The sequence below is a fragment of the Brenneria goodwinii genome, assembly GCF_002291445.1.
Classification (GTDB): Bacteria; Pseudomonadota; Gammaproteobacteria; order Enterobacterales; family Enterobacteriaceae; genus Brenneria; species Brenneria goodwinii.
In genome coordinates this window covers 4,206,723-4,219,606 of sequence record NZ_CP014137.1, presented here as the reverse complement: position 1 = coordinate 4,219,606, position 12,884 = coordinate 4,206,723, and the positions used below count along the sequence as shown (strand labels likewise).

Annotated in this window: 12 protein-coding genes; 1 reads left to right on the top strand and 11 read right to left on the bottom strand. The window is 50.9% G+C overall.

What is annotated here, in order from left to right; genetic code table 11:
- Positions 1-242: 242 nt before the first annotated feature.
- A complete protein-coding gene (locus tag ACN28R_RS18710; RefSeq protein WP_095835181.1) occupies positions 243-1,679 on the bottom strand; it encodes a DUF4026 domain-containing protein in 1,437 nt (478 codons plus the stop codon).
- 234 nt (positions 1,680-1,913) lie between these two features.
- Here ACN28R_RS18710 and ACN28R_RS18705 point away from each other — a divergent pair, with 234 nt between their 5' ends.
- The gene (locus ACN28R_RS18705) at positions 1,914-2,615 is read left to right on the top strand and encodes a DUF3592 domain-containing protein (protein WP_095835180.1); all 702 of its coding nucleotides are present in this window, start codon (positions 1,914-1,916) and stop codon (positions 2,613-2,615) included.
- A 67-nt stretch (positions 2,616-2,682) separates the two neighbouring features.
- Here ACN28R_RS18705 and glmS read toward each other — a convergent pair whose 3' ends face one another.
- The 10 genes from glmS to atpB form a co-directional block, all read right to left on the bottom strand.
- Entirely contained in the window at positions 2,683-4,512 is a 1,830-nt protein-coding gene (gene glmS / locus ACN28R_RS18700; protein ID WP_048636790.1) for a glutamine--fructose-6-phosphate transaminase (isomerizing), read from the bottom strand.
- 187 nt (positions 4,513-4,699) lie between these two features.
- Entirely contained in the window at positions 4,700-6,070 is a 1,371-nt protein-coding gene (gene glmU, locus ACN28R_RS18695) for a bifunctional UDP-N-acetylglucosamine diphosphorylase/glucosamine-1-phosphate N-acetyltransferase GlmU (RefSeq protein ID WP_048636789.1), read from the bottom strand.
- Positions 6,071-6,362: 292 nt separating this feature from the next.
- The gene (locus ACN28R_RS18690; protein WP_183092102.1) at positions 6,363-6,776 is read right to left on the bottom strand and encodes a F0F1 ATP synthase subunit epsilon; all 414 of its coding nucleotides are present in this window, start codon (positions 6,774-6,776) and stop codon (positions 6,363-6,365) included.
- A gap of 28 nt (positions 6,777-6,804) precedes the next feature.
- Entirely contained in the window at positions 6,805-8,187 is a 1,383-nt protein-coding gene (gene atpD / locus ACN28R_RS18685) for a F0F1 ATP synthase subunit beta (RefSeq protein WP_048636787.1), read from the bottom strand.
- Positions 8,188-8,234: 47 nt separating this feature from the next.
- Positions 8,235-9,098: a F0F1 ATP synthase subunit gamma gene (atpG, locus tag ACN28R_RS18680; protein WP_048636786.1), complete on the bottom strand. Its 864-nt coding sequence runs from the start codon at positions 9,096-9,098 to the stop codon at positions 8,235-8,237.
- Positions 9,099-9,150: 52 nt separating this feature from the next.
- A complete protein-coding gene (gene atpA / locus ACN28R_RS18675; protein WP_048636785.1) occupies positions 9,151-10,692 on the bottom strand; it encodes a F0F1 ATP synthase subunit alpha in 1,542 nt (513 codons plus the stop codon).
- A 12-nt stretch (positions 10,693-10,704) separates the two neighbouring features.
- Positions 10,705-11,238 carry a F0F1 ATP synthase subunit delta gene (gene atpH / locus ACN28R_RS18670; protein WP_048636784.1) on the bottom strand — a complete coding sequence of 178 codons (534 nt, stop codon included), beginning with the start codon at positions 11,236-11,238 and terminating at the stop codon, positions 10,705-10,707.
- Between the two features lie 14 nt (positions 11,239-11,252).
- Entirely contained in the window at positions 11,253-11,723 is a 471-nt protein-coding gene (gene atpF / locus ACN28R_RS18665; protein ID WP_048636783.1) for a F0F1 ATP synthase subunit B, read from the bottom strand.
- A gap of 64 nt (positions 11,724-11,787) precedes the next feature.
- Positions 11,788-12,027, bottom strand: a complete 240-nt coding sequence (gene atpE, locus ACN28R_RS18660) for a F0F1 ATP synthase subunit C (protein WP_005976545.1) — start codon at positions 12,025-12,027, stop codon at positions 11,788-11,790.
- A 49-nt stretch (positions 12,028-12,076) separates the two neighbouring features.
- A complete protein-coding gene (gene atpB, locus ACN28R_RS18655) occupies positions 12,077-12,880 on the bottom strand; it encodes a F0F1 ATP synthase subunit A (protein ID WP_048636782.1) in 804 nt (267 codons plus the stop codon).
- Between the last annotated feature and the right edge of the window lie 4 nt (positions 12,881-12,884).

Below are 12,884 nucleotides of genomic sequence, written 5' to 3'. Positions count from 1 at the left end.
GTGAGGTTGAAGCATTCACTCATGTTTCTGGCTATTATCGCCAACTCACCGCCAGCGGCGGAAAACCAATGACGTATTAATACCGCCAAAGGCAAAGTTATTGGACTAACCGGCATGGCCGCCATTACCTATACGTTCTAACATAGGCATAGCAACCCATCCGCGAAACGTACGTCGGCGAGCAGTAACGCCGAACCCACGCGCTGATTTCGCTTCAGGCAGATTAGCGTTGGTCAACGCTTTTAATGGGTCTGACCATTTCCGCCTAATAGTTTATAGATGGTATCCGGCGTATATTTATCATCCTGGTAATAAATCGCCCAGTCGGTAATTAACCCCAAATCGAGCGGGTAAACGCCCCCCTCTTTCATCTTATCGATATAGAAAGGATGATTTATTAATTTTCCGCTAAAGGCGTCGCCGTTCATCGACTCAGGTATAAACCACATATGCTCACGCTCGTCCTCTGCGGGGTCGCCGTAGGGAATCCCGCATTTGACCAGAAAGCGCCATTCGTTTTCCTGCTGCGGTTCGGCTGATTTATTGAGCAGTTTTGCAAAAAAGCCTTTTTTAATCGGTTCCGCGGACACGGCATAGTTTTCGAACATCCGGCCAAAGTAATGCCAACGCAGCTTAGCCTTGCGCGACATTTCATACGTCTCGGCGTTGGTTCGCCAGAACATGATGGCATTCTGCTCTTCAAATCCCTTAAAAAACGTCTCCAGCGCCGAATTTTCTTCCGTTGCGCGGAACAGCATACAGGATGGCGTCATGTGAACGTCATCACGATCGGCCCGATCGCCAAGAAATTCGCCTTCAGGCGCATCGGACAGGTCGTAATGCATCTCTTCAAGCGGTCTAAGCTGAACGACGGAGATTGGTTTATTGACGTGGCGCAGGCCTTCTTCAAAAGGCAATGCCACCACATATTCGTATCCAGCTTGCGTTTGCCCACACAAAATCGGTTTGTTAAACGTAACCTGCTGGTTTTCAATACAGTTATTAGCGAAGTTTCTGAACAATTCGGGAATGCCGTAATAGGAATTCAGCGTATGCGGAATAACCAGCTCCACTTCAGTTATGCCGCAACGGGTAAGCCCGTGGGTATGGAACCAAAAGGCGGTCGGTGGGTTGTTGTGCGGGTCGTAAATGGCGTGGATCGTGTATAGATTCTCCACATCCGGCAACACATCATCTTCCAGTTGGAAGCGCAGCCATTCAGGCGTAAACGCTTTGTCAGCGGCGGAAACATCGATACCAAGTAATAAATCCGGCACCAACAGGCGCAGTATCCTCAGTTGATAACGATAGGAGATCAACGGATGCTGTTTGAATACGCACTCCACGAACACGGCCTGCGGTGAAGCGTTGACTTCGGCAAGCCGTTCGGGCGAGAGAGGATCGGTTGAGTAATACGGCTTAACCTCATCTTCCTCTGAGCGATCCAAAATTTGAATACGAAACGCCAGAGCATCGTCGCCGTGGCGACAGCTGTAAACAAAGCCGTCCTGTTCATCTTCCGCGTAGCTCACCTCTCCGTCGGTGAAGAAACGCTGCGCCTCTAAATTCTTTTCCAACAATGGGTAGTTCAGCGCTTCAGAAGGAAAAACAACCATGGTAGAGGGCGCGACCTTACCTTTTCCTGCGGCAATATCCAAATACTGTTGTTTATTGTTCATAACGATCTGTTTTGATAATACTGAAAATTAGCGACTATTCTAACATGTTAATAGTGATACGGTTTCACGCCCAGTCGCCACCGGGAAATAGCCTCCGAATTCACGCGATTTATTACCATTAAACAAACTGTGCAGTTAAATAAATTGAACTGCGCGCTTTTTTTCTACAGAATCCTGCCTGAACAGAACCCATTGATAAAACGGACAACCTAAAGCAAGGAGCATCGGCTAAATATGAAGAAAGTACTCGTGTGTTTTTTAGTGATCGGTATGATGATTTTTGGCGGGAGCGGTTATTTTTTCATCAAAGATTACAATTTCAAGCAAAACGCCGTCAGCGCTAAAGGCGTGATCGTCGACCTCGATCGCAGCGTAAATAAGTCCTCATCTTCATCTGCGTCCTCATCTTATTTTCCTATCATCGCTTTTTTTGCCCCTGATGGAAAAAAAATCACCTTTCGTTCCGACATGGGCAGCAGCAGCTATGCCGACAGTTATGGTGAAGTGGTTGACGTACTGTACGATCCGGACAACCCGGGTAACGCCAAAATTAATCCCCAGTCGACTTTCCTGTTTTATTTCGCCCCCTTTATGATGGCTATCATGGGACTGACCTTTATCCTTGCCGGGTGCGTGCCGCTTTATCTGATCCGCAGAAAGCAAGCCATGGGCGAAACGCTCAAGCGCACCGGCACGCCAATCACCGCGAAAATAACCGAAGTACGGCAAAATAGCATGCTGAAAGTGAACGGCGCCCACCCATACCGGATCGTCGCCCAATTTACCGACAGCGCCAATCAAACGAAAACCTTTTACAGCGCTAATATCTTTTACAACCCGGAGCACGACATTAACCGCGATACCGTGACCGTTTACGTCGACAGAAACAACGAAAAAAAATACTACATGGATATTTCTTTTCTGCCTGCCAAGTAAGTTTTCAAGCCAATAAAAAAGTCCGGCAATACTTTTCCGGACTTTTTATGCATTGTAACTTATCGGTTTATTCCACCGTTACAGACTTGGCCAGGTTACGCGGCTGATCGACATCGGTGCCTTTGATCAGAGCAACATGGTAAGCCAGCAATTGCAGCGGCACGGTATAGAAAATCGGCGCAATCACTTCTTCAATGTGCGGCAACGGAATAATTTTCATATTTTCACTGCTGGTAAATCCGGCATCTTCATCAGCAAAGACGTACAGTTCGCCGCCTCGCGCGCGCACCTCTTCAATATTGGATTTCAGTTTTTCCAGCAGCTCATTGTTGGGCGCCACCACCACGACCGGCATATCGGCGTCAATCAACGCCAGCGGACCGTGTTTCAGTTCACCGGCGGCATAGGCTTCAGCGTGAATATAAGAGATTTCTTTCAGCTTCAGCGCCCCTTCCATCGCGATCGGATACTGATCGCCACGTCCCAGGAACAGCGCATGATGCTTATCAGAGAAACCTTCCGCCAGAGATTCGATGAGCTTGTCTTGCGACAGCATTTGCTCAATTCGCGCCGGCAATGCCTGCAGACTATGCACAATACCCTGCTCAACCTCGGCATCCATACCGCGCAGGCGGCCGATACGCGCCACCAGCATCAATAGCACGGTCAGTTGAGTGGTAAACGCTTTGGTGGACGCCACGCCGATTTCGACGCCCGCTTTGGTCATCAGCGACAGATCGGATTCACGAACCAGCGACGAACCCGCCACGTTACAGATAGCCAGCGATCCCAGATAGCCCAGCTCTTTGGACAAACGCAGCGCCGCCAGCGTATCGGCGGTCTCACCCGATTGAGACAGAGTGATCATCAGGCTATTTTGGCGAACCGCCGGTTTGCGATAGCGAAACTCAGAGGCAATTTCCACATCGCAGGGAACCCCCGCCAATGCTTCAAACCAATAGCGTGAAACCATACCGGAATTGTACGACGTGCCGCAGGCGATAATTTGAACATGTTGGACCTTCGACAACAGTTCATCCGCTTGCGGGCCCAATTCAGAAAGATTGACTTCGCCGTGGCTGAAACGCCCTTCAAGGGTGTTCTTAATCGCCATCGGCTGTTCATAGATCTCTTTTTGCATGTAATGACGGTAAGCGCCTTTGTCACCGGCATCGTAATTAACTTTTGATTCAACCTCTTCACGTTCCGCAAGGTTACCGGCTTTATCAAATATGCGAACGTCACGACGTGTGATTTCAGCGACATCGCCCTCTTCCAGGAAAATAAAGCGACGGGTAACCGGCAACAGCGCTAATTGATCGGATGCGATAAAGTTCTCACCCATACCGCGCCCGATAACCAGCGGACTGCCTGAACGGGCGGCAACCAATACGCTGGGGTCACGGCTATCCAACACCACCATGCCATAGGCGCCACGCAGTTGCGGGATGACGCGTTTAACCACTTCAACCAGTGAACCGCCCTGTTTTTGTTCGAAATGAATAAGATGGGCTACGACTTCCGTATCCGTTTCCGAAACAAAATGGTAGCCGCGTTCAATCATCAGTTCGCGCAACGGTTCATGGTTTTCGATAATTCCGTTATGAACGATGAGAATGTTTTCAGAAACATGGGGATGCGCATTGGCTTCTGAGGGCTCGCCGTGCGTTGCCCAACGGGTATGGGCAATCCCGGTTCCGCCATTCAGCGCATGTTCTTCGGCCGCCTGAGCCAGAATCTGAACCTTTCCCAACCGCCGTAAACGGGCAACCTGCCCTTCACTATTTACCACCGCCAGACCCGCGGAGTCATAACCCCGGTATTCAAGACGGCGTAAACCTTCCAACAGGATTTCTGCGATATCACGCTGCGCAACAGCGCCTACAATTCCACACATCGATTGTATTCCTATAAAAGTGACATATTGTGTCACCTGGGATGTCTTTGACCTGATTATTCCGGTTTTTTCCGGGTTCCCCGAGCCTTGTAGAGAGAGGGGATTATTATGTTTTGCCGTGCGCTTTTGACCATTCATCAAAACGCAGGGCAAAACAGCCTCCGCCGCCGGCGAAGGCTAAAACCAACTATTTCTTCTTCACCGGCCGCTGCCAGCCCGCTTTGTGGTTCTGTTCTTTACGGTTATAGACTAGCTCCGCGCCATTGACGTCTTTCATCACCGTAGTACCCGCGGCGATAGTCGCGCCTGCCGCCACCTTAACCGGCGCCACCAGTTGGGTATCCGAGCCAACAAACACATCATCGCCAATGATTGTTTTATATTTATTGGCGCCGTCATAGTTACAGGTAATGGTTCCCGCGCCAATATTAACCCCAGCACCAATATCCGCATCACCGAGGTAGCTCAGATGGCCGGCTTTCGAACCTTTGCCCAAACGGGCTTTTTTCAGTTCGACGAAGTTACCGACGTGAGCGCCTTGTGCCAGCTCAGCCCCCGGACGCAGACGAGCAAACGGCCCCACCGTACACTCAGCCTCCAGCACCGCATCTTCCAGTACTGAGTATGGGCTGATTTCGCAATCATCACCAATAATCGAGTTCCTGATGACGCAACCCGCGCCGATTTTAACCCGATGACCCAGCGTAACCTGACCTTCCAGCACCACGTTGGCATCAATAGTAACATCCCGTCCGTGGCGTAATTCACCACGTAGATCAAAGCGGGACGGATCAAGCAACATAATGCCTTCCAGCAATAACCTATCGGCCTGTTCGCGCTGGTAAACTCGCTCCAGGGACGAAAGTTGCAGACGATTATTCACCCCCTCTACTTCGCTCAACCGCTCAGGATGCACGGCGGCTACACGGCGCCCTTCCGCGGCGGCCATCGCAATGATATCGGTGATGTAATACTCGCCCTGTGAATTATCATTATTCAACTGGCTTAACCAGCGTTTCAAATCCTTGCCGCCGGCAACCAGAATTCCGGTATTGATTTCATTAATCCGCCGCTGTTCATCGCTGGCGTCTTTATGCTCAACGATCCCGACAACCTCGCCGTTCTCACGCACAATACGTCCATAACCTGACGGATTGTCCAGCTTCACGGTAAGCAATCCTATGCCGTCCTGCGGTTTAGCATGCAGCAAACGTTGCAGCGTTGCCGGGGAAATTAACGGCACATCACCGTACAACATCAGAATATCTTCATCGTCGGCAAAATAGGGGGCGGCCTGCTGCATGGCATGACCCGTCCCCAATTGCTCCGCCTGCAATACCCAATTCAATGCCGGATCGCACAGCGTACTTTTCAATAAATCCCCCCCATGCCCATAAACCAGATGAACATGCTGTGCGCCGATGGTCATCGCGGCATCAATCACATGCTGGACCATCGGTTTCCCGGCTAACGGGTGCAACACTTTTGGAAGATCGGAATACATGCGGCTTCCTTTACCTGCGGCAAGAATAACCACACTCATAGCGCTGTTTGACATAAGCATCCTGACAAAACTGATCGACAGATAATCAAAATAGATGGATAAAAGTAAACCTGTTATAACACAGAATTACTACCTCTTTTTATAATGGATTATCCCGCAAAACCTGCCATCAGAGGGTTGTTTCACTATCACTGCAAGAGTATTAGAGTTTATCGAAACTTATGCCGGAAACAGACCTCTTTTTTCTGAAAAACGCATACTGAAAAGGGTTTTCGCGCTTGATTCATCAAAACAAAAAGCCAGGCAACTTTCGTTGACTGGCTTTTATCTATCATACGCTTATCTGTTACATCGCTTTTCTGGTCAGTTCGATAACGCGCAGTTTCGCAATGGCTTTCGTCAGCTCGGCGGACGCCTGAGCATAATCCACGTCGCCATGCGAATTACGGATATGATCTTCCGCTTTGCGTTTCGCTTCCAACGCGCGCGCTTCATCCAGATCCTGCCCACGAATGGCGGTATCTGACAGTACGGTAACCATATTCGGCTGCACCTCAAGGATGCCGCCGGACAGGTAAATATACTCTTCTTCACCGTGCTGTTTAACAATACGCACCATACCGGGCTTAATGGCAGTGAGCAGAGGGGCGTGTCCCGGATAAATACCCAGCTCGCCTTCGCTCCCCGTCACCTGGATTTTCTCCACCAGACCGGAGAACATTTCCTGTTCCGCACTAACGACATCCAGATGGTAAGTCATAGCAGCCATATCACCCTCCTACAAGGCGTTACAGTTTCTTGGCTTTTTCCATTGCTTCTTCAATGGAACCAACCATGTAGAACGCCTGCTCCGGCAGGTGGTCGTATTCGCCATCCATAATACCTTTAAAACCACGAATGGTATCTTTCAGCGAAACATACTTACCCGGAGAACCGGTGAACACTTCCGCCACGAAGAACGGCTGCGACAGGAAGCGCTGGATCTTACGGGCACGGGATACGACCAGTTTGTCTTCTTCCGACAGTTCGTCCATCCCCAGGATCGCAATGATATCTTTCAGTTCCTGATAACGTTGCAGAACAGACTGTACGCCACGCGCAACATCGTAGTGTTCCTGACCGACAACCAGCGGATCCAGCTGACGACTGGTGGAATCCAGCGGATCAACCGCAGGGTAAATACCCAGAGACGCGATCTGACGGCTCAGTACCACTGTTGCATCCAAGTGGGCAAAGGTGGTGGCCGGCGACGGGTCAGTCAAGTCATCCGCGGGAACATAAACCGCCTGAACGGAGGTAATGGAACCGGTTTTCGTGGACGTGATACGTTCCTGCAGCACACCCATTTCTTCCGCCAGCGTCGGCTGGTAGCCTACCGCGGAAGGCATACGCCCCAACAATGCGGAAACTTCCGTACCGGCCAGGGTATAACGATAAATGTTATCGACAAACAGCAGCACGTCACGGCCTTCATCACGGAATTTTTCCGCCATGGTCAGCCCGGTCAGCGCCACGCGCAGACGGTTACCCGGCGGCTCGTTCATCTGACCGTACACCAGCGATACTTTATCCAGTACGTTGGATTCGGTCATTTCATGATAGAAGTCGTTACCTTCACGGGTACGTTCACCCACACCGGCAAACACGGAATAACCGGAGTGTTCGATCGCGATGTTACGGATCAGCTCCATCATGTTTACGGTTTTACCTACGCCCGCGCCACCGAACAGACCAACTTTACCGCCTTTGGCGAACGGGCACATCAGGTCGATAACCTTGATGCCGGTTTCCAGCAGGTCTTGCGAGCTGGACAATTCTTCGTAGCTTGGCGCAGCGCGGTGAATAGCCCAACGCTCTTCTTCACCGATGTCGCCTTTCATGTCGACCGGGTCACCCAGTACGTTCATGATACGACCCAGCGTTGCTTTACCAACCGGTACTTCAATCGGGTGCTCCAGGTTAGTAACATCCAACCCACGACGCAGGCCGTCGGAAGACCCCATTGCGATACAGCGAACAACGCCGCCGCCCAACTGCTGCTGAACTTCCAGCACCAGTTTTTCAGCACCGTTTTTTACCTCAAGCGCATCGTACACTTTCGGTACGGCATCTTGCGGGAACTCGACGTCCACCACGGCGCCGATTACCTGGATAATCTTTCCAGTAGCCATCTTGAATCCTCTACGTAATTCGACAATACGTAATTCGTAAACCTGGTTTAAACCGCGGAGGCTCCCCCGACGATTTCAGTGAGTTCCTGGGTGATGCTGGCCTGACGAGCCTTGTTGTATACCAACTGCAACTCTTTGATCAGACTACCGCCATTATCGGTAGCGGCTTTCATCGCTACCATCCGAGCGGCTTGCTCACTGGCCAGGTTTTCTACGACGCCCTGATAAACCTGTGACTCCACATAACGGCGCAGCAGGGTATCCAGCAGCGACTTAGGATCGGGTTCATACAGATAATCCCAGGATTTTTTCTTCAACTCGCCGTCATCCGCGGGCGGCAACGGCAGCAGTTGAACCACCAGCGGTTCCTGAGACATGGTATTAATGAACTTGTTACTCACAATATACAGCTTGTCCAGGCGACCTTCGTCATAGGCTTGCAGCATGACCTTCACCGGACCGATCAACTCTGACACGGAAGGGTTATCCCCCATGCCGGTGACCTGAGCAACAACATTTCCGCCTACCGAACCGAAAAAAGAGACCGCTTTGGAGCCAATCAGCGCCAAATCAATATCAACGTTTTTCTCGTTCCAGCTTTTCATTTCAGCCAGCAGTTTTTTGAACAGGTTGATATTCAAACCACCGCACAGGCCACGGTCGGTAGACACCACCAGATACCCAACGCGCTTAACGTCTCGCTCTTCCAGGTATGGGTGTTTATATTCCAGATTCCCCAACGCAAGGTGACCAATCACATTGCGTATGGTTTTTGCATAAGGACGGCTGGCCGCCATACGATCCTGCGATTTACGCATTTTGGAAGCGGCGACCATTTCCATCGCTTTAGTGATCTTCTGCGTGTTCTGGACGCTTGCGATCTTACTACGTATCTCTTTTGCGCCGGCCATCTTTGCTTCTCCTCAAAGCCTTGCGGCCTGCCGTAAAGCAGGCCACCGGGCGTTACCAGGACTGAGTTGCTTTAAAGGTATCGAGGATGCCTTTGAATTTACCCTCGATCTCATCGTTATAAGCGCCAGTCTGGTCGATTTGTTGCAGAAGTTCGCCATGCTCGCGATCGGCATATGCCAGTAGCGCCGCTTCAAAGCTACCGACTTTCGCCAGATCGACATCTTCCAGGTAACCACGTTCCGCAGCGAACAGAACCAGAGACTGCTGCGCGACAGACATCGGCGCATACTGTTTCTGTTTCAGCAATTCGGTCACTTTCTGACCGTGGCTTAACTGCTTACGTGTTGCATCATCCAAATCGGATGCAAACTGGGAGAATGCCGCCAGTTCACGATACTGAGCCAACGCGGTACGAATACCGCCGGACAGTTTTTTCATCACCTTGGTCTGTGCGGAACCACCAACACGGGATACGGAAATCCCCGGGTTAACCGCAGGACGGATACCGGCGTTGAACAGGTTGGACTCCAGGAAGATCTGACCATCGGTAATCGAAATCACGTTGGTCGGAACGAACGCGGAAACGTCGCCGGCCTGAGTTTCAATGATCGGCAACGCGGTCAGAGACCCCGTTTTCCCTTTAACTTCACCCTTGGTGAAAGCCTCGACGTAGTCGGCGTTTACGCGCGCAGCACGTTCCAACAGACGGGAGTGGAGGTAGAAAACGTCACCCGGATAAGCTTCACGACCTGGCGGACGACGAAGCAGCAGGGAAATCTGACGATAAGCAACAGCCTGTTTAGACAGGTCATCATAAATAATCAGCGCGTCTTCACCGCGGTCGCGGAAATATTCACCCATGGCGCATCCGGCATACGGCGCCAGATATTGCAGTGCGGCGGATTCCGACGCCGTGGCAACCACCACGATGGTGTTTTCCAGCGCGCCATGCTCTTCCAGTTTACGCACCACGTTGGAAATGGTGGAGGCTTTCTGGCCGATAGCAACGTAGATACACTTAATACCGGAATCACGCTGGTTGATGATGGCATCAATCGCCAACGCGGTTTTACCGGTCTGACGGTCACCGATGATCAACTCACGCTGACCACGGCCGATCGGGATCATGGCGTCGACGGATTTATACCCCGTCTGAACCGGTTGATCGACGGACTGACGTTCGATAACGCCAGGGGCTATCGCTTCAACAGCGGAAAAACCATCATGATCCAGCGGACCTTTACCATCAATCGGCGCGCCCAGCGTGTTAACAACACGACCCAGCAGACCGCGACCAACGGGTACTTCAAGAATACGGCCGGTGCATTTTACTTTCATGCCTTCAGCCAGGTCCGTATACGGACCCATAACCACCGCACCAACGGAGTCACGCTCCAGGTTCAGTGCAATCCCATAACGGTTGCCCGGCAGGGAAATCATTTCCCCCTGCATAACATCGGCAAGACCGTGAATACGGATGATCCCGTCACTGACGGAAACAATGGTACCTTCATTGTGAGCTTCGCTCACTACATTGAACTGAGCAATGCGCTGCTTGATCAGTTCGCTGATTTCGGTGGAATTCAGTTGCATGCTCCAGTCCCCTTAAGACTGCAAGACGTCTGCCAGACGTTCCAGACGACCACGAATGCTGCCATCTATCACCATGTCGCCTGCGCGAATAACCACGCCAGCCATGACAGACTTATCAATTTTGCAATTCAGCTTCACTTTGCGTGACAGACGTTGTTCCATCGCAGCAGCTATCTTCGCTAACTGCTGCTCATTCAACGTGCTGGCAGAAACAACATCGACATCGACTGTCGAATCCTGTGCCGCCCTCAGTTGAATAAATTGTTCCAGTACTTCGGGAAGCACCGGCAAACGTCCGTTCTCGGCCATAACCCTGATCAGGTTCTGACCGGCTTCATCAAGTTGATCACCACAAACGGCAATGAACGTTTTCGCCAGTTCATCCGGAGCCATCGCCCCGGACAACAGCTCGGCAATCTGTTCATTACTCGCGACTTCAGCCACAAATGCCAACATATTCTGCCAGCGTTCAACGGCCTGATTCTCAACCGCAAAGTCAAAAGCTGCTTTGGCGTAGGGGCGAGCTACCGTGATAAATTCAGACATCAGCCCCTTCCTCCTTACAGTTCAGCGACCAGTTTATCAACGATGTCGCTGTTGGCAGCTTCATCCACGGAACGTTCAATAATTTTCTCGGCACCGGCAATAGCCAACATAGCGACCTGCTTGCGCAACTCTTCACGAGCGCGTTTACGTTCGGCTTCAATTTCAGCCTGCGCCTGCGCCACAATTTTGTTACGTTCAGCTTCCGCTTCAACTTTAGCTTCATCCAGGATTTGAGCGCGGCGTTTGTTTGCCTGCTCAATGATGACCTGTGCATCCGCTTTAGCTTTTTTCAGTTGATCCGTCGCATTGGCCTGCGCCAAGTTCAAATCTTTTTTGGCACGTTCAGCAGAAGACAAACCGTCAGCGATTTCTTTCTGACGCTTCTCAATGGCTGCCATAATCGGCGGCCATACATACTTCATGCAGAACCAGACAAACAGGACGAACGCAATGGCTTGGCCGAGGATTGTTGCGTTAATATTCACAGCACAATGCCTCTTTCAAAGTTAAATAATTTGATGTTTCAACCCCAGCAGAAAACATTTCCGCTTAGGCCACCGCAAACATCACATACAGGCCCAGACCAACAGCAATCATCGGGATGGCGTCGACCAGACCCATAACGATAAAGAACTGTGTACGCAGCAGAGGGATCAGGTCAGGCTGACGCGCAGCACCTTCCAAGAATTTACCACCCAGAATGCCGATACCGATCGCAGCACCGATTGCCGCCAAACCCATCATTAACGCGGCAGCCATGTACAGCAGATCCACACTCAGGTTTTCCATGACAGTCTCCAGTTTGTTTCAGTTAAAACGTTATTGTGTTGTAAGAAAATTAATGCTCTTCAGATGCCATCGAGAGATAAACAACCGTCAGAACCATGAAAATAAAAGCCTGAAGCGTAATGATCAAAATGTGGAAAATGGCCCAAGGCACATTCAACACCCATTGCGACCACCACGGCAGCAAGCCGGCAATCAGGATGAAGATCAACTCACCCGCATACATGTTGCCAAACAGTCGCAAACCAAGAGAAACCGGTTTAGACAGCAGGCTGACACCTTCAAGAATCAGGTTGATAGGGATAAATACTGGATGATTAAACGGCTGCATGGTCAGTTCTTTAACAAACCCGCCAACACCCTTCATTTTAATGCTGTAGAACAGGACAAGAGCGAAAACGCCAAGCGCCATGGACAGCGTGATATTCACGTCGGCAGACGGCACGACGCGCAGATAAGCATGCGCCGGATCGTGTCCGAGAACGCTATAGATGCCGGCCCAGATCTGCGGCAGAAAATCGATGGGCAGCAGATCCATCAGGTTCATCAGGAATACCCAGACGAAAATGGTCAGCGCCAGGGGAGCGATTAGCTTGCTTTTGCCATGAAACATATCGCGAACGTTGCCATCGACAAAGCCGATAATCAGCTCGACAGCCGTTTGCAATTTACCTGGTACGCCGCTGGTCGCATTTTTGGCAACTCGACGGAAGATAGCCAGAAAGAGGATCCCAAGAGCAATAGAGAAAAACATCGAATCAATGTTAATCGACCAGAATCCCGTTCCCACCTGCAAGTGTGTCAGGTGATGACCGATATACTCTTGAGGAGTAGAGATTTCTCCTGATGCAGACATGATG

Coding starts and splice junctions, on each gene's coding strand:
- ACN28R_RS18705 (WP_095835180.1), top strand. CDS start 1,914: ATGAAGAAAGTACTCGTGTGTTTTTTAGTGATCGGTATGATGATTTTT.
- atpG (WP_048636786.1), bottom strand. CDS start 9,098: ATGGCCGGCGCAAAAGAGATACGTAGTAAGATCGCAAGCGTCCAGAAC.
- glmU (WP_048636789.1), bottom strand. CDS start 6,070: ATGTCAAACAGCGCTATGAGTGTGGTTATTCTTGCCGCAGGTAAAGGA.
- atpH (WP_048636784.1), bottom strand. CDS start 11,238: ATGTCTGAATTTATCACGGTAGCTCGCCCCTACGCCAAAGCAGCTTTT.
- glmS (WP_048636790.1), bottom strand. CDS start 4,512: ATGTGTGGAATTGTAGGCGCTGTTGCGCAGCGTGATATCGCAGAAATC.
- atpD (WP_048636787.1), bottom strand. CDS start 8,187: ATGGCTACTGGAAAGATTATCCAGGTAATCGGCGCCGTGGTGGACGTC.
- atpB (WP_048636782.1), bottom strand. CDS start 12,880: ATGTCTGCATCAGGAGAAATCTCTACTCCTCAAGAGTATATCGGTCAT.
- ACN28R_RS18690 (WP_183092102.1), bottom strand. CDS start 6,776: ATGACTTACCATCTGGATGTCGTTAGTGCGGAACAGGAAATGTTCTCC.
- atpE (WP_005976545.1), bottom strand. CDS start 12,027: ATGGAAAACCTGAGTGTGGATCTGCTGTACATGGCTGCCGCGTTAATG.
- ACN28R_RS18710 (WP_095835181.1), bottom strand. CDS start 1,679: ATGAACAATAAACAACAGTATTTGGATATTGCCGCAGGAAAAGGTAAG.
- atpA (WP_048636785.1), bottom strand. CDS start 10,692: ATGCAACTGAATTCCACCGAAATCAGCGAACTGATCAAGCAGCGCATT.